At 69.2% G+C, this 17,226-nt stretch carries 13 protein-coding genes; 5 read left to right on the forward strand and 8 right to left on the reverse strand.

The genetic code is table 11. From position 1 onward, the window contains the following. Window positions 1-47: 47 nt before the first annotated feature. Both ACNJ7E_RS27975 and ACNJ7E_RS27980 read right to left on the reverse strand, forming a co-directional pair. Window positions 48-1,496, reverse strand: coding sequence for a GTPase Era family protein (locus tag ACNJ7E_RS27975; protein ID WP_418341501.1), 1,449 nt, complete (start codon window positions 1,494-1,496; stop codon window positions 48-50). Further along, entirely contained in the window at window positions 1,493-2,365 is an 873-nt protein-coding gene (locus ACNJ7E_RS27980; protein ID WP_418341502.1) for a hypothetical protein, read from the reverse strand. The genes ACNJ7E_RS27975 and ACNJ7E_RS27980 overlap by 4 nt, the downstream gene beginning before the upstream one ends. Before the next feature lie 121 nt (window positions 2,366-2,486). Here ACNJ7E_RS27980 and trmB point away from each other — a divergent pair, with 121 nt between their 5' ends. Genes trmB through ACNJ7E_RS27995 form a run of 3 tightly spaced genes read left to right on the forward strand, consistent with a single transcriptional unit; the run spans window position 2,487 to window position 7,001 of the window. Next, on the forward strand, window positions 2,487-3,263 hold the full coding sequence (trmB, locus tag ACNJ7E_RS27985; RefSeq protein ID WP_011597391.1) for a tRNA (guanosine(46)-N7)-methyltransferase TrmB: 777 nt from the start codon (window positions 2,487-2,489) through the stop codon (window positions 3,261-3,263). Beyond that, window positions 3,260-3,991: an NYN domain-containing protein gene (locus ACNJ7E_RS27990; protein WP_009478204.1), complete on the forward strand. Its 732-nt coding sequence runs from the start codon at window positions 3,260-3,262 to the stop codon at window positions 3,989-3,991. Before trmB ends, ACNJ7E_RS27990 begins: the two co-directional genes overlap by 4 nt. A 10-nt stretch (window positions 3,992-4,001) precedes the next feature. After that, window positions 4,002-7,001, forward strand: a complete 3,000-nt coding sequence (locus ACNJ7E_RS27995; protein WP_418341503.1) for an MMPL family transporter — start codon at window positions 4,002-4,004, stop codon at window positions 6,999-7,001. On the opposite strand, the gene ACNJ7E_RS28000 is transcribed toward ACNJ7E_RS27995, so the two are convergent. From ACNJ7E_RS28000 to ACNJ7E_RS28020, 5 genes are all read right to left on the reverse strand, one after another. After that, window positions 6,976-8,838 carry a DUF2339 domain-containing protein gene (locus tag ACNJ7E_RS28000; RefSeq protein ID WP_418341504.1) on the reverse strand — a complete coding sequence of 621 codons (1,863 nt, stop codon included), beginning with the start codon at window positions 8,836-8,838 and terminating at the stop codon, window positions 6,976-6,978. The two genes, ACNJ7E_RS27995 and ACNJ7E_RS28000, sit on opposite strands and share 26 nt — an antisense overlap. Before the next feature lie 66 nt (window positions 8,839-8,904). Beyond that, complete coding sequence (locus tag ACNJ7E_RS28005) at window positions 8,905-9,555, reverse strand: DUF1707 SHOCT-like domain-containing protein (protein ID WP_283351614.1); 651 nt, start codon at window positions 9,553-9,555, stop codon at window positions 8,905-8,907. A gap of 61 nt (window positions 9,556-9,616) precedes the next feature. Further along, the gene (locus tag ACNJ7E_RS28010; RefSeq protein WP_280785234.1) at window positions 9,617-10,285 is read right to left on the reverse strand and encodes a response regulator; all 669 of its coding nucleotides are present in this window, start codon (window positions 10,283-10,285) and stop codon (window positions 9,617-9,619) included. Further along, window positions 10,278-11,480: a MacS family sensor histidine kinase gene (gene macS / locus ACNJ7E_RS28015; RefSeq protein ID WP_280785233.1), complete on the reverse strand. Its 1,203-nt coding sequence runs from the start codon at window positions 11,478-11,480 to the stop codon at window positions 10,278-10,280. Before macS ends, ACNJ7E_RS28010 begins: the two co-directional genes overlap by 8 nt. After that, window positions 11,464-12,729: an AI-2E family transporter gene (locus ACNJ7E_RS28020; protein WP_418341505.1), complete on the reverse strand. Its 1,266-nt coding sequence runs from the start codon at window positions 12,727-12,729 to the stop codon at window positions 11,464-11,466. The genes macS and ACNJ7E_RS28020 overlap by 17 nt, the downstream gene beginning before the upstream one ends. 188 nt (window positions 12,730-12,917) lie before the next feature. Here ACNJ7E_RS28020 and ACNJ7E_RS28025 point away from each other — a divergent pair, with 188 nt between their 5' ends. Both ACNJ7E_RS28025 and ACNJ7E_RS28030 read left to right on the forward strand, forming a co-directional pair. Beyond that, entirely contained in the window at window positions 12,918-14,375 is a 1,458-nt protein-coding gene (locus ACNJ7E_RS28025) for an adenylate/guanylate cyclase domain-containing protein (RefSeq protein ID WP_005258596.1), read from the forward strand. A gap of 28 nt (window positions 14,376-14,403) precedes the next feature. Beyond that, complete coding sequence (locus ACNJ7E_RS28030; protein WP_283330864.1) at window positions 14,404-15,537, forward strand: lysylphosphatidylglycerol synthase transmembrane domain-containing protein; 1,134 nt, start codon at window positions 14,404-14,406, stop codon at window positions 15,535-15,537. 170 nt (window positions 15,538-15,707) lie between these two features. On the opposite strand, the gene ACNJ7E_RS28035 is transcribed toward ACNJ7E_RS28030, so the two are convergent. Beyond that, a complete protein-coding gene (locus ACNJ7E_RS28035) occupies window positions 15,708-17,108 on the reverse strand; it encodes an IS1380-like element ISRop1 family transposase (RefSeq protein WP_418339895.1) in 1,401 nt (466 codons plus the stop codon). Window positions 17,109-17,226: the final 118 nt, after the last annotated feature.

Below are 17,226 nucleotides of genomic sequence, written 5' to 3' on the forward strand. Positions count from 1 at the left end.
AATTCAACACGATTCCACACAAAAGCGGGCGAACCTCGGTCAGGCATCTATGTATTCAGACGTTCACTGCGGCGATTCGGTTCCCCCGGCTGCCGGCGGACCTCCTGCAGACCCCGATCGACGGCCCCGAGGTCGCGTTCGCAGGACGACAGCTGCCCGTTGCGTCTCGCGGCCAGGCGGCGGAGTTCGCCGTCGATCTGCGCGACCCGCTCGTCCACGTCCCGGGCGCACACCCGGCTCTCGGCGATGATCGCCTCACTCACCTGAGCCTCGGCCGCCAGCAGCCGGCCGAGGACGAACTGCTCCCACTGGGACCGCACGTGCACCAGCGCCTCGGCGGCCCACTGCCGCACGTGGGCACGTTCGGCGACGTGCCCGCGCGCCCGCGTCAGCCACCACGCCGCCACGGCTCCCAGCGCGAGGGTGAGCGGGATGGTCGCGATGTCGAGCGCCGGCACCATCGACAGCGGCGAGACCACCAGCCTGCCCAGACCGAGCCCGGCGGACGCACCGATCAGGATCGTCATCCGGTCTTCGAGTCCGCGGTGTCGCGGTTCGAGTCCGTCCGGCGCAACCGGCTCCGGCAACGGAACGTCGCTTTCGGGCGCGGCCACGGTGACGCCGACCCGCGACCGCAGGTCGTCGAGGCGCGCGGTGACCGCAGCATCGACCGCACCACTTCTCTCGCGCACCATTCCGGCCAGCCGGTCGGGGTAACCCTCGAGCGTCCCGCGGCCGGCGCGGTCGATCTCGGCGCGTGCGGTCGTGCCGGCCGCGCGACACTGGGCGGCCACCTCGTGCATCAACTCGACCTTCGCGAGCTGGACCTGACCGCGGAGCTGCGCGACCCGTTCGGTGCGCCTGCCGTCCCGCAGCGTCAGCGCGCGAACCCGCTCGGCGCGCAGTTCCGCGCCGGGCTCGGTCTCCCGCACGGACCGGGCGGTGGCCACGATCATCCGCCGGGTCTGCTCGAGCACGGTCTCGGTGGCAGAACGCGGGTCGGGGGTGTGGGCGCGGGCGGCACGCAGGAGTGCCGCGAGCAGCGCCTCGGCCCCGGAGCCACCCGCCGCCACCGGGTGGATCTCCACGTCGGCGAATCGCGCCGAGTGCCGGGCGAGCAGGGCCCGATTGCGTTCGCTCACACCTGCCCAGTTCCGGTGGACATCGGTCTTGGTGAGCGCGAAGACCACGGGACGGGCCGGTCGCGCGACGACGTCGAGAACGGAGAGCTCCTCCCGTCCGAGTGGTGCCGCGGCATCGAGCACCATCAGGATCACGCGGGCGTCGATCGGGTCCTCCACGAACGCGAGCGCGGATGCGTCCAGTGCGCGGAGCCCAACGACGAGCGTGGACTTCCCGGCGCGCCGCGGCCCCGCCACGAAGACACCGGGCTGCGGGGCTTCACCGGACTTCAGGCGGGCGACGCCGTCCGGGTTCCATCGCGTCACCACGTCGACGGTCTCGGCGGGCAGATCCGACAGCTGTTGCGTCGTCACGTTCCGGGGCTGCCGCTCAGCTGCTGCCAGACGCGAACGTAATGACGCCGGACGTCGACGACCGCCCGGCGGCGGCGGGCCGTCGGTTGCCGGGCGAGTTGCGCCCTCCACCAGTCCGCGCACCGGGCGGCGTCCGCGGCGCTGCGCGGTGGCTCCGGCGCCTCCGCGGCGCAGTCGTCGAGATGAAGCCGGGCCGCGGCGGCGGCGAGCGCGACGGCATGGTCGCCGGCGAGGTACCGCTCCAGCGCGTCGCGGGACGCGGGGCTGCGCGCCGCCTGCGACCGCAGCGCGTTCAGCAGGGTCTCGCCGCGGCGCGCCCGGGTGCGTGCGACCCGGTCGGTGACGGCAGCCGACACCGCGTCGATTCCGGACTCCGGTGACGTTCCTGCGAGCGTTCCGATGAGGGGCAGAGTCGGGAGGCCGCCTTCGTCCGAGCACTCGGCGGCACGCGCGGTCGCCGTCGCCGCCCAGGCGTCGGCCGCCGCGCGCGACGCGCCCAACGTGTCGGATTTGTTGAGGACGAACAGTGCCTGCGCCGGGTCCAGCGTCCGCACGGCGTCCCGGTCGGCGTCGCGCACCGACTCGACGAGGACGTAGACCACGACGTCGCCGTCCAGCGTGGGGTCGGGTGCGCCGGGCACGTCGACGGCGTCCGCCTCCTCCACGACGGCGCCGGCGATCCCGTTCGCGGTCAGCGCCGCGGCGACGGTCGACCTGCCCACACCCGCTCGACCCGCGGTCTGGACCCGGATCGGCGCCCGAAAGGCGGCCACGGCTTCGCGCACACGGTCACCGGAAACCCCGTCCAGTGCCGCCACAAGTTCGGCGAGATCCGCCAGTTCCCCGCCCCCGGCATCTGCAGTGCCCATGACGCAGTCACCCCCTTCGTCCCGCGCCGATTCTGTCAGACCGACCCCGAATCGGCGTGGACAACCGTGCAGGCTGGGCACCGGATTACCGAAAAAGTCTCAAGGTGAACTTCAGACCCGTATGCCAGAAACGCCCCTCATGCGTGACAATGGTCCGGTGAACCACGCTGATCAGGATGCACCCGCCGTCCCCGAGGAGGGGCAGACGAAGGACTCGAAGGGGTCCCGTCTCCACCCGAGGGTGACAAGTTTCCGCTCGCGCAGGGGCGCTCTGACCGTTGCGCAGCAGGAGTCGTGGGACCGGCAATGGCCCCGGATCGGCGCGGACGTCTCGGACCACCGCCTGGATGCGCCGTCGTGGTTCGGCCGTGACGCCCCTCTGATCCTCGAGATCGGCTCGGGAACGGGCACCGCCACCGCGGCGATGGCGAAGGCCGAACCGCACGTGAACCTCATGGCCGTCGAGGTCTACCGGCCCGGGCTCGCACAGTTGCTTCAACAGATCGAACGGGACGAGATCCCGAACATCCGGGTCCTGCGCGGCGACGCCATGGATGTCCTGGAGAACATGATCGAACCGGAATCGCTCACCGGAGTCCGTGTCTTCTTCCCGGACCCGTGGCCGAAGGCCCGCCATCACAAGCGGCGCCTGCTGCAGTCCCCCACTTTCGCCCTGATCGCGAGCCGCCTGAAGGCCGGTGGTGTGTTGCATGTCGCAACAGATCACGCGGAGTACGCCGAGGCCATCGCCGAGGCAGGCAACGCGGAACCCCTCCTGACCTCCCTCGACTGGGAATCGCCGATGACGCACGAGCGACCGGTGACGAAGTTCGAGGACAAGGCCCACCAGGTCGGCAGTGCGATCACCGAGTTGATTTGGGGGAAGATCAGGTCATGAGCGTCAGCGAGCAGTACTCCGACATAGCCGGTGCGGCCCCGGCAGGCACCGCGGTGTCGTCAGGATCTCCCGTGGTGGGTGCACGTGACGGACGCCACCAGAAGCGGGTCCTTCTCGTCTGGGACGCACCCAACCTCGACATGGGTCTCGGCGCCATCCTCGGCGGCCGGCCCACGGCTGCCTACCGGCCACGATTCGACGCACTCGGCCGCTGGCTGCTCTCCCGGACCGCGGAACTGTCCGCGTCCGGCACCGACACACTCGAACCCGAGGCGACGGTCTTCACCAACATCGCGGCTGGCAGCGCCGATGTCGTGAGACCGTGGGTCGAAGCCTTGCGTAATGTGGGCTTCGCGGTGTTCGCCAAGCCGAAGATCGATGAGGACAGCGACGTCGATTCCGACATGCTGGACCACATCGCCCTTCGTCACGGCGAGGGGCTGGCCGGTGTCATGGTCGCCTCCGCCGACGGTCAAGCGTTTCGCGAACCGTTGGAGGACATCGCCGCGACCGGCATTCCGGTCCAGATACTCGGGTTCCGCGAGCACGCCAGCTGGGCGGTCGCGTCCGACCTTCTGGACTTCGTCGATCTCGAGGACATCCCCGGCGTGTTCCGGGAGCCACTCCCTCGGGTCAGCCTCGACACACTGCCCGACGAGGGTGCCTGGTTGCAGCCGTTCCGACCGCTTTCCGCCCTGCTCGTCGGGCGGAAGAGTGCTGCCGAGTAGGAGTTGATCAGTGTTCGCGAGCTGGGGAAGCGTCGTCTACCGGGCCCGATTCACCGTCATCGGCATCATGGTTGCCTTGTTGCTCGGTTCGGCCGCGTACGGCCTGGGCCTCGAGAAGCATCTCAGCCAGAGCGGCTGGGACGATCCGGGCTCGGAGTCGGTCGCCGCGGCCAAGCTGGCTGACGGCACCTTCGGTCGCGACACCAACAGCGACGTCGTGGCGCTCTACACGGCGCCCGAGGGCAAGACGATCGAGGACCCCGAGTTCCAGGCGAAGGTCGTCGAGAACCTCGAGCGGCTGGCCGCGGAACACCCGGACAAGATCCTCAAGATCAACGGCGGTTACTTCAAGGTCGGCAACGCACCACAGTTGGCGTCCGCCGCGGACGCCGACAAGCAGCACGCGATCGAGAGCATCGCGATCGTCGGCGACAACGACACCGAGGTCACTGCCAATTTCCGCGACGTCAAGGACGAGTTCTATATCGACGGCGTCGACGTGCAGCTCGCCGGCCTCCAGCCCGTGTCGGGTGCGCTCAACGACACGATGGCCAAGGACATCAGGCGAATGGAGATCCTCGCGATCCCGGCCGTCGGCATCCTGCTGTTCTTCGTGTTCGGTGGTGTCGTCGCGGCGGCGCTGCCGCTGATCATCGGCGGCCTGACCGTGGTCGGGGCCAACGGCGTCGTCCGGCTGATCACCAACTTCACCGAGGTCAACTCGTTCGTCGCGCCCGTGGTCTCCCTCGTGGGGCTCGGTCTGGCCATCGACTACGGGTTGTTCATCGTCAGCCGGTTCCGAGAAGAGATGGCGGAGGGGTACGACACCCGCTCCGCCGTCCGCCGAACGGTGATGACCTCGGGCCGCACCGTGGTCTTCTCGGCGACGATGATCGTCGCCAGCCTCGGCGGTCTGCTGCTGTTCCCACAGGGCTTCCTGAAGTCCGTCGCCTACGGCGCCATCGCCACGGTCGGCCTGGCGGCGCTGACGTCGATCACGATCCTGCCCGCGATCCTCGGCATCCTCGGCAAGCGCATCGACGCCCTCAGCCTCGACCGTTTCCGTCAGACCAAGAACACCGAAGAGATCGAGGCGAGCATCTGGGGCCGGCTCACCCGTTGGGTGATGCGTAACCCGCTCAAAGTCACCATCCCCATCGTCGTCGGGTTGCTCCTGCTGATCGTGCCCCTCACAGGCATCAAGTTCGGTGGCATCAACGAGACCTACCTTCCGCCGGACAGCTCGACGCGAGCCGCGCAGGAACAGTTCGACGAGATCTTCCCGAACCTGCGCACCGAACCGGTCAAGCTGGTTGTGTCCGACGCCGACAACAAGGCGCTCGGCCAGATCATCAAAGAAGCCAGCGGCGCGCCGGGGCTGATCGAGCGATTCACCCCGGAGGGTGCGGCCAAGGACGGTGTGGTCGTCCTCAAGGCGGGCCTCGTCGACCGCAACGAGTCCAAGCCGACCATCGACTATCTGCGCGCCATGGACAGTCCGGACGGCGTGCAGGTGCTGGTGGGCGGTACCCCGGCGATCGAGCAGGACAGTATCGCCGCGCTGCTCGACCACCTGCCCACGATGGTGATCTCCGTCCTCGTCCTGACGACGCTGCTGATGTTCCTGACGTTCGGCTCGCTGGTGCTGCCGATCAAGGCGGCGTTGATGAGCGCGCTGGGCCTCGGGTCCACGCTCGGCATCCTGACGTGGATCTTCATCGACGGTCACGGTTCGGAGTGGTTGAACTTCACCCCCGGCCCGATCATGTCGCCGGTGCTGGTGCTGATCATCGCGATCGTGTACGGCCTGTCCACCGACTACGAAGTGTTCCTGCTCTCGCGCATGGTCGAGGCGCGGGCGCAGGGGGCCAGTACGACGGAGTCGATCCGCATCGGCACGGCGCACACGGGCCGCATCATCACCGCGGCCGCACTCATCCTCATCGTCGTCACCGGTGCGTTCGGGTTCTCGGAACTGGTGATGATGAAGTACATCTCCTACGGCATGATCGCCGCGCTCATCATCGACGCGACCCTCATCCGTATGTTCCTCGTGCCGGCCACGATGAAACTCCTCGGCGACGACTGCTGGTGGGCGCCGGCGTGGATGAAGCGAATCCAAGAGAAGACGGGTCTCGGTGAGCCCATCCTCGACAACGAGCTGATGCCCACCGACGTCCCGGAGCTCACCCCGATCGGTGCCGTCCCGCCGCAGCGCAAGCTCGCGGCGCCGCCCGCACCCCGCAAACCGGAACCGCTCACCGAGCCGATCCCGTTGGTCACCGCGCGGGCGCTGGCCGCGAAGATGTCCGAGGACGACGCGAAGGCGCGCCGGGCGCAGAACGAGGCCCGCCGCTCGGCGACCGGCCGCCCCGCTCGGGCACCGGAGATCGAGGACACGCCGACCGCGGAACCGCAGACCACGGTGCTGCCGCAGCCTGCTCCGCCGCGTCCGGCCCCGACGCAGTCGCGCCCCGCACCCCCGTCGCGGCCCGCGCCGCAGTCGCGTCCTGCTCCGCGGCCCCGTCCGGCGGCTCCCGCCCCGGCCCCGGGTCCGGCCACCGAGTCACGTCCGATCGAGAGTTGGCTCGCGGACCTCCGGTCCACGTCGGCCGCCGAACCGCGGCCGATCTCCTCGCCCGCCGAACCGCGACCCAGTGCGTCGGCGCCGTCACTGCCGACCCGCTCGCCGCGCTCGGTGCCTGCACCGTACGAGCAGGAGACCCCCCAGTCGTCTCCTGCCCGCCCGGTGCCGCCGATTCCGTCGAGGCGTCGTGCCGCCGAGCCTTCGGACCCCGTGAACGGCGGCAGGCGCAGCAACGGCTCGCCTGCGCACGGAACCCCGTCCAACGGCGCCCCTGCCAATGGAACGCCGGCCAACGGCTCGCGCCGCCGCAGCGTCGAGGAGCCGCCCGTCGATCCGGACGACGCCGCGAGCGGCAGGCACCGCGCGGACGACGGCAACGCCGTCAGCGTCAGCGAACTCATCGCTCGGCAGAACCGGCGCTGACGGAGCCGTTCGGCGTTCCCCGTCCGGCCTCCCGCTCCGCGAATTCACGCGCGTAGCGGGTGCCGGCGAGGAGCAACAGCAGGCCGACCACGAGGAACGCGAGGACGCGGAACAGGCCGTCGAGGGTGGCCAGGTCGAACAGGAACAGTTTGGCCAGCGCCGCAGCGGTCAGTCCGAGCCCGACGCCGAGTGCCGTGTGCGCGTAGTCGCGGCGGGCCAGTCCGAACACCAGTGCCGCCGTCGCCGCCGCCATCCACGCGATGGTCGCGGCGCAATGTCCGGCGATGAATCCTGCGGACGTCCCGGTGAGCGCCGTGCCCGCGGACACCGTCGCAGTGGTGACGGCGTACAGGATCACCAGTCCGGCGAGCACCCACCACGGCTGGGCGGTGCTGTCGCTCAACAGTTTCAGCGTGTGCTCATACCAGACGAACAGGAACACGGTTCCCGCCAGCACCAGCGAGGACAGCACCGTGGTCACCCCGAGCGAGTCGAGCGCGCTGTGCTCGTCGACGAGGACGAACGGCGGCGCGGTGATCACGAAGGCGAATCCGCCGACGACGGTGAAGACCGCGCCGACGGCGTACGCGATCCGCGACTCCGCCTGCCCGCCGATGGTGAGAAACAGTGCCGCCACCCCGAGCAGGACGAGCGGCGCGAGGTCTTCGCTCGATCCGACGAGGCAGGCCTCGAGCAGAGCTAGGGCACCCACGCCCGCGAGCGCGATCCGTGCGTGTCGCGGCAACGACCGCGCCGCCGCGAACGCGGCGAACATCGCTGCGGCCAGTACCAGCGCGATCACCGTGGACCCGAGCCGGTCGAAAAGGTGGCCGATCACCAGCGTCGGGACGGCCGTCGTGACGATCATCGCGGTCGCGGTGACGTCACGAGAATTGCTGCGCAACAGGATGATCGACGACACGAGCCCGAACAGGGCGACCAGCGCGGCGGACGCGAGCAGCCAGAATCTCTCCGGCCGGTCGGACAGTCCGGAACTCGCGATCGCGATCAGCAACGCGATCACCACCGGGCACGTCCGCGCGACCGCCAGGTACAGCCAGTCGCGACCGAGTTGCGCGGGGAAGCTGGCGACCTGGATGACGAACAGGAACCCGATGAGGGTGAGCGTGATGCCGTCGGTGAGGACGGGTGCGAGCACGGCAGCGCCGGTCACCACGAGCAGCGCGAGGGGCTGCGAACCCCACCGCACCGCGAGTGCGACACCGGCTCCCGCGATCCCGAGTGCCACGACCATCGCGAGCACCGGGAGCAACCAGTGATAGACGACCGCGACGGCCACGACGTCGAGGTAGGCGCCGGCGATACCCGTTGCTGCGAGCGCAATCGCGCCGACCCGGCCGCCGGGCCGTCCGAAAACACGGGCACCGGTGTAGACGAGACCGGCCGAGAACAACCCGCCCGCCACGACGCGCAGTTCCGGACCGAAGAATCCGGCCTGCGCCGCCAGCACCAGCAACATTACGACACCGATCAGCGTGACGGCCACACCCGCGACGGCCAGCACGCGGCTGATCACCCCGTCGCGCTGCCACCAGGGTTCACGAGCCCCCCGGGCAGGCGGCGCCGGAGCGGGCCGGTACGGGCCGGCCGGTACGGGTGGCGGCGGCTGGGCGACCGGGGGCGCCTGCGGCACCGGTGGTCGGTACATCGGCTGCGGCGCCGGCTGCGGTTGGGGCCTCTGGATGGTTGCGAGCTGAGCCTGCAGGACCGCGAGGTTCTCACCCACGTGGCGCATCTGCTGCCCGAGCGCCGAGAAGTCGCCGGAAAGCTGCGCGACCAGCCGCGGGTCGATCGAAGGAGTACCAGGTGTGGACATGGATCAATCGTCCTGCGGCGACGGCCCCCACACATGAGTAGGCCTACTCGAGAGGCCTGCGTCGTGCTACCCGAACATCCGACGAATCGAGGTGCCGAACGGGTGTTTGGCGGTCACGTTCCCGAACCTGACCTTGCCCCGGACGACGACGTGCAGCGGGCCGATGGGAGGGCCGGTCCGCACCTTGTTCGTCGCGGAACCACCGACCGTTTCGACGCCGTTGAGGTCGACCGTCGCCTCTTCCGGCACGACCAGCGAGATCGTGCTCGCGTAGTCGTCGATCGTCACGTGCACCACCTGCGTGGACATGACGGCCCGCGTGAAGTCGAGCGTCACCGTCGACATCCGGGTGTTCACCTCGAGGGCAGGGGGAACGTTCCAGGATCCGGTGCGGCTCACCGACGACATCCGGCCCCGGATGACGTCGCCCGGCGGCGGCGCGGGCAACCGGTGCGCGACCGGCGGAACCGGCGGCGCCGGGCGAGACACGTACGGCTGGTCGGGGTACGGCGGCGGCGTGAACTCGGAGATCAGCTGGATTCCCGGCAGATCCACCAGGACGACGTTCAGTTCCGCGCGTGTTTTCGCGGCGAGTGCCGTGTCCATCCGCTCGGTGAACTCACCGAGCGAGAGCATCCCCTGGCCCACCGCCCGCTGCAACAATTCGCCGACGTGTTCGCGCTCCGCATCCGATACGCGTAGGTCCCGTGCCTCCATACCTACAAGGCTAGCGCCCGTGAGTACTTGTTAACCGCCCGCGGTTAACAAGTACTCACGGCTACTCGAGGCCCTGCTCGATGGCGTACCTGGTCAGCTCGACGCGGTTGGCCAGCTGCAGCTTGCGGAGGGTCGCCTGGACGTGGTTCTCGACGGTGCGGTGACTGAGCGACAGTTTGGTCGCGATCTGCTTGGCGCTGAGCCCTTTCGCGACGAACCGCAGGACCTCGGTCTCCCGTTCCGTGAGTTGGGGGACGGCAGGACCCTGCTCGTCGGCGGGCGCACTCGACATCCGGCGGTACTCCCCCAGCACGAGTCCGGCGAGCCCCGGTGTGAAGACTGCCTGTCCTGCCGCGGTGGCCCGCACCGCGTCCAGCAACTCCTCCACGGACGCGCTTTTCACGAGATACCCGGACGCACCGGCCTTGACGGCGTCGAGGACGTCGTCACGCTCGGACGAGGCCGACAGCACCAGCACCCGGCTGTCCGGCGACACCTGGAGGACGGCGGCGGTGGCCGCGGCACCGTTTCCGTCGGGCAGTTGCATGTCCATGAGCACGACGGCGGGTCGGGTCGCCGCCGCCCGACGTCCCGCGGCGGCGACGCCGTCGGCCGTGGCGACCACGGTGAACCCGGCGCCTTCGAGGTCGCGGGCCACCGCGTCCCGCCACATCGGGTGGTCGTCGACGACCATCACGGTGATCTGCTCGTCAGTCTCCGTGTCACCCATGCGTTTCGTCTCCCTTCGGCACGCGGATCTCCCATTCGGTGCCCTGACCGGGTTCGGTGTCGAGTTCGGCGGTGCCGCCGAGCGCACCGACGCGGCCCAGAATGGATTTCGATACTCCCATGCGACCCTCGGCCTCCGCTTCGGCCAGCCGTCCCGGAGCGATTCCGCTGCCGTCGTCGCGGACGCTGACGATCACCTCGTCGCCCAGATCCTCGAGCAGCACGTACGCCCGGGCACCGGTCCCCGCGTGCAGTGCGACGTTGGACAATGCGGTGTCGACGATTGCGACGAGTTCCGTCGCCCGGCCGCGCTCGATCGTCACCGGATCCGCCGGGGTCGACACGGACACGGTGGTGCTCGCCCGCGTGCCCAGCAGCAGTCGCAGATCGATCGCGCTTCCACCCAGATCCGACACCACACCGGCGCCCTGCTCGGAGATGAGCATGCGCAGCGCCACCTCCTGCTCGCCGGCGAGATCCGCGAGTTCGGCTGCGGGTCCCCCGATCTCGTTGCCGCGGCGACGGACGAGCGCGAGCACCTGCAGGACGCCGTCGTGCACCTCGCGGGCGAGTCGTTCCCGTTCCTCGGTGGCGGCGGCCAACCGCACGGCCTGCTCCAGCTGGGCCTGCGCACGCCTCGCGGTGGTGGTGGCGAGCCCGAGTGCCAGACCCACCGACACCAGGACGGGCGCCGTCGCGTCCCGCCAGAGGTCGAGGTTGACTTGGTCGCGCACCACCGCGCTCACCGTCGCCATCAGCACACCGGACGCCATCCCGAGCCACGGACCGCCGAACACGGCGGCGGAGATCACCGCGTTGGTGACCCACAGCGTCGTCGGCAGCGTCTGATGGTGGTTGTACCAATCGTGATCGGAGACAAGGCGAGTCGACGCCATGAGCGCGATGACGATCAGCTGGTCGGCGATCACCACCTGGTAGCGCGGGACCTTCCCGTGGGACAGCAGGACGGCCGAGAGTCCCGACCACACCGCCATCAGGGCGACGAGGAACCAGCTCAGCCGCTGATGGGTGTAGTACTGCACCGACACGATCTGGTAGCTGATCGCGTACACCAGCGTGACGAGGCGGAAGGCCTGCGCCGCCCGCCACAGCGGTGCGTCCGGCTGGGTGTCGAGCTCGGTCGCGGCCCGCGGCCGGTAGTGCAGGCGGGTGCGGTGCTCATTCCGGTCGGTCATGGGTCTGCGCTGTGCCGTCGAGATGCGGGTCGTCGAGATGCGGGTCGGCGGGATGCGGGTCGGCGGGATGCGGCGGGTGCGGGCCGTCGGCCTCGGCGGGATAGAGCGGGACTGCCGGGTCGTCGACCTCGAGTGCGTCGTAGGTGGCGTCGGGATCCTCGGACATGAGCGAGCGCACCGCCGTGTTCAGCAGCGCGACGATCGGCACCGCCAGGAGGCCGCCGACGATCCCGGCCAGGACGATGCCGGTGGTGATGGCCAGCACCACTGCGAGCGGGTGCAACCGGACCGCGCGGCCGAGCAGCAGGGGTTGCAGCACGTGGGCCTCGAGTTGCATCACCCCGATGATGATGCCGAGCACGATCAGCGCGGTGAGGAATCCCTTGGTGACGAGGGCGACGAGTACCGCGAGGAACCCGGTGAGGAACGCACCGACGATCGGGATGAACGCGCCGATGAACACGAGCGACGCCAGCGGCAGGGCGAGCGGAACCCCCAGGATCGCGAGTCCCGCGCCGATTCCGATGGCGTCCGCGGCGGCCACCGCCACCGTGGCCCGGACGTACCCGATCAGCGAGCCGAATCCCTGACTCCCCGCCAGCCGGACCCGCCGCCGTGACGCGGTGGGGACGAGGCGGGTGACGAACTCCCAGATCTGAGATCCGCCGTAGAGGAAGAAGATGAGCGTGAACAGCGTCAGCAGGGCACCGGTGAAGATCTCGCCGACGACGGTGGCGGTGGTCAGTGCCCCGCTCGTCAGCTGCTGGCGGTTGTCCTGGATGGATTTCACCACCGAGTCGCCGGCCTGCCGGATCTGATCCTCGCTGAAGTGCAACGGGCCGTCGGTGAGCCATCCCTGGATCTGTGTGACGCTCGCCTCGAATTGTTCGGTGAGGCCGGGGAGACCTTCGATGAACTGCTCGACGACGAACGTCATGATCCCGGCGACGATGCCGATCGAACCGATGAGGACGACCAGGACGGCAGCCGACCGCGGCACGCCCTTGGCCTGCAGCCAGTCGACGAGCGGCAGCAGCAGCGCCGACGAGAGCAGCGCCAGACCCACCGGGATGAGAACGGTGTCGAGCCTGGTCACGATGTAGCCGAGGGTCAGCAGGCCCGCGAAGATGACCAGGAGCCGCCACGTCCATTCGGCCGCCACCCGCACCACCGGGTGCACGGACGCCGAGGGATGGCCCCCGCCCTGTGTTACCGCGGCAGTGTCCGAGCGTTGCTCGTTCGCGTTCACGTGCGGAGCGTATCGAGGTTCGGACAGTGCCGGGCGATTCGCGTGGGAAACACGCACGCGGGGCACGCATATGCGCCCTTTAGGGGACGTGTCCTACGCCACCCGGTACACCCCCCGCTAAATTGAACGGCGTGCGGAAATCCTATAGAGCGATCGCGGCGACGGTCCGCAGCAGATGGCCGCTCTATATGGTTTCGATGCTCCTCGCCAATTTCATCGGCGCCATCCTCGTTTTCGCGTTCGTGCGGTACGGCGTGCCGATCCCCGAATCGCAGGAAATCATCGCCGACCGGGTGCGCAACGTCGCGATCTTCGGTGGCTACCTCGCGTTCGCCGCCGTGGTGAGTCTCACGGCCGCCGCGATGATGCTGAGGTCGGTCGTCCGCTGGCAGTTGCGTGGGGGTCCGCCGACGCGCAGCGAGCAGATGTCGGCGCTGCACGCACCGCTGCGGCAGGCGATCGTGCACCTGGTGCTGTGGATCCTCGGCGGCATCATCTTCGTGCTGCTCACCATCACCGAGATGCCGGAACTCGCCGTCGCGGTGATCGTCACCGTCTGCATGGCCGCGACCACGACGTTCGGTTTCACGTACATGCTCGGCGAACGCATCCTGCGTCCCGTGGCCGCCCGCGCGCTCAGCGAGGGCGAGTTCGACCGGACCATGGCGCCCGGCGTCGGCACCCGGATGGCCATGACGTGGGGGCTCGGCACGCTGATGCCCGTCATCGGCATCATCCTGCTGTGCGTGACGCAGATAACCACCGACCTGGTGTTCTCCCCGAACGCGCTCGCGTGGGCGATCATGCTGCTGTCGATCATCGCGATCGCGCAGGCGTTCGCGCTGTCGATGCTGACGGCCAGCCAGATCTCCGACCCGATCAAACAGCTGCGGCGGGCCATCGAACGTGTCCAGCGCGGTGCCACCGACGTCCGCGTCGAGGTGTTCGACGGCAGCGAGATCGGTCGGCTGCAGGTCGGGTTCAACCGCATGATGCGCGAATCGGACGAACGGCGGCTGCTGCGCGAACTGTTCGGCCAGCACGTCGGCGAGGACGTCGCGCGGCGGGCACTGCAGTTCGGTACCGAACTCGGCGGAGAGACGAGGTTCGTCGCGGTGCTGTTCGTCGACATGGTCGGCTCCACCGGTGCCGCCGCGGAGCGTCCCCCCGGCGAGGTCGTCAACCTGCTCAACGAGTTCTTCCGCGTCGTCGTCGACGTGATCGACCGGCACCACGGCTTCGTCAACAAGTTCATGGGTGACGCGGCTCTCGCGATCTTCGGCGCCCCGCTCGACCGCCCCGACGCACCGACGGCGGCGCTGGCGGCGGCCCGGGAGCTGCGGTTCGCGTTGAACGAGATCACCGGCCTCGACGTCGGCATCGGCGTCTCCGCAGGCCTCGCCGTCGCCGGCAACATCGGCGCCGCCGAACGCTTCGAGTACACGGTGATCGGTGATCCCGTCAACGAGGCGTCGCGGCTCACCGAACTCGCCAAACTCCACCCCAGCCGCGTGCTTGCCTCGACGAGTGCCCTGTATTTCGCGGACGACGACGAACAGGCGCACTGGGAACTCGGCGAACAGGTCCAGTTGCGGGGGCGCCGCCGCAACACCCATCTGGCTTGGCCGGAGGACTATCCGGAGTAATCCGCTACCCGTTGGTTACGCTGGCCAGGTGGCCCAGCCTCGATCCGACCCGCCCACTGCCGAGCCTCCTCGGCAGCGAAGTCGATACTGGTGGATCAAATGGCTACTCGGCGCCGGCCTCCTGGCCCTGCTGACCGTCGAGGGCATCTACCTGTGGCCCACGCTCAGCGACTCGTGGAAAGCACTCACCGAGATCCACTGGGGGTGGGTCGCGGCATGTATCGCGGCCCAGGCCGTCTCCCTGAGCGGGTACGGCGCGGTCCAGCAGCGCCTGCTGCAGGCGGGCGGAGTCGTCGTCAGTCAGCTGAAGTCGGTGTCGGTGATCTACGCGAGCACCGCGATGGCCGTGAGCCTGCCGGCCGGTCAGGTGTTCTCCACCGCCTTCACCTACAAGCAGACCCGCAAATGGGGTGCCACCCCCATCGTCGCGTCCTGGCAGCTGGCGATCTCCGGAGTGATCGCCGCGGGCAGCCTCGCACTGCTCGGCGCCGCAGGCGCGTTCGCGGTGGGCACCAAGGTGAGTCCGGTCACGCTGGCACTGTCGCTGGTGGCCGCGTTCGCCCTGTTCTACGGGCTGCGCTACATCTCACGTAATCCCGACTCGATCGAGTCGATCGGACACTGGGTGCTGACCCGGTACAACAAGTTCCGCAAGAATCCCCCCGAGACCGGCGTCGAGCGGTGGAAGGAAATCCTGAGCCAGCTCGATTCGGTCGAGCTGAGCCGCAAGGATTCCGTCATCACGTTCGGGTGGTCGGCAGTGCACCGGCTCGCCGACGTCGCCTGCCTCGGCTTCGCCTGCTGGGCGGTGGGCGCGGAACCGTCGTTCGCGGGTCTGCTGATCGCGTTCGCCGCGGCCAAGGCCGTGGGCAGCATTCCACTCGCGCCGGGCGGGCTGGGGTTCGTCGACGGCACCCTGATCGCGACGCTGACGGCGGCGGGAGCCACCGCGTCGCAGGCCCTCGCGGCCGTGTTCGTCTACCGCGTCGTGAGCTACATCCTCGTCGCGATCGTCGGCTGGGTGGTTTTCTTCATCCTGTTCCGGCACAACCAACACGAGGACCTGGAGATGGACCTCGAGTTCGAGCGCCGGGAGCAATCGTCACCGACCACCAAGCGCACGAAGCACACCGGGGACCCCGAGCCCGACTCCCAGCCGTGAGTACTTGTTAACCGCCGGCGGTTAATCCCGGATCCACCGATAGGGGCGGGTCGGCTGATGGGTTCGGTTGCGGCCGTTGATGGGCTGTCGGGGCGTGGGTGATCGCCCGACCGATGTGTCGGGTTGTTCCACTGGGTCTTTCGGGTCGGGGCCGGGGGTGGCCGGGCGGATTAGGTGACCTGGGGTCTTCGATGCCGGGTGTGGGTGAAGAGTTGGTTCCATTCGGATTCCCAGGGCCAGCGCCGCGGCAGGTGCAGGGTAAGGCGGCGGGCCGAGGACGCGATCCGCGCCGGGACCGAGATCAGGGTCCGGCGGATGGTGGCGGTCGTCGCCCGCACCAGGCGGGCCCCGGTGAGGGTGGCGGCGGCGCGGGTGAGATTGAACGCCATCACCGCAAGCACCAGCCAGGCACTATTGGCGGCGAACCGCCCCGACGGCAGGTGCGCGAGCGCGGAGTTCTTCAGGTCGGCGTGGACCTGCTCGATGATCGCGTGCCCGCGGTGGATCTTGTCCGCGGCCACGGTGTCCAGGACGGCGGGGTCGGTGGTGGTGAAGAACGCGTGGAACCGCCAGGCGTCGAACAACGTGCCCTGACCATCGGTGTGTTCCCGCAGGTCGGGGATGCGGCGCACCACCAACCGGCCCGGTGTCCGCTCGGAGGCGAGGCGGGTGAACGCGGTGAAGTCGATCTCGGCGACCTCGGCGCGGGAGATCCACCGGCCGGCCTGTTCGTCGTAGACGGCGTCGGTGTATTCGATCGGGGTCCACGCATCCTCGTCGATGGCGGCGATCGCCGCCTTCACCGTCGCGGTCATCCGCACCGTGACCGAGACGTCGGCGCCGGAGCGCAGTGCCGCGGACACGGTCGGGTGCCCGTAGAAGGCCGAGTCGGCCCGCACCAGCACAGACCCCGGTGACAGCTGCGGGCGCAGGCGGCCGAGTGTGGCGAGGGCGTCGCTGACCATCCGGGATGCCCCGCGTGGGGATCCGCAGCCGCCGCGGCGCAGGCGTTGGCCGACGATCACCGGTGCCCGCCCGTCGGTGGTGGCGGTGGCGATCAGCGCGTTCAACCCCCGGACCCCCGTATATCCGTAGCCCGAACCCTGCTTGGCGTGCCCGTGCACCGGGACGATGGTGTCGTCGAGGTCGACGAGGATCCGCCCACCGACTTCGGGCCCACCGACCAGCGGTGTTCGTTCGGCCAGGCCTTGCAGGAATCGGGCGGCGACGGCGTCGAGTTGGCGGACGTGCCCGAAGGAGAACGTCCGCAGGAAGGAGCCCAGCGTCGACGGGGCGTACGGGTGGTCGAATACCGTGGGCATGGCGCCGTGCCGCAGCAGCGCCATGTCGTCGATGCTGTCGGCGCCGGCGACCATGCCCGCTACCAGTGCGGTCACCTTCCGGCCCGCGTGTGCGCCCTTGTCGGTGGGCAGCGTCAGATGCTCGTCTGCCAGGTCATCGAGGCCGCAGTCCTGAGCCAACCCCAGGACCGGGATCAGTCCGGCCGCGGCGAGGAGATTGCGGTCGTCGAACGCCGAGGCCGTCACCGGGTGGGTGTGGGATAGTTGCACCCTAGAGATGCCCTTCGTGTCGATCGAACTGGTTCTGTGAGAAGTCCAATTCTTTCAGCACGCAAGGGCATCTCGCCGTTTCGACTCACCTACCCCGCACCACATCGGTGGATCCGGG

Source organism: Rhodococcus mengyinensis, assembly GCF_048381435.1.
GTDB classification, from domain to species: domain Bacteria; phylum Actinomycetota; class Actinomycetes; order Mycobacteriales; family Mycobacteriaceae; genus Rhodococcus_F; species Rhodococcus_F opacus_D.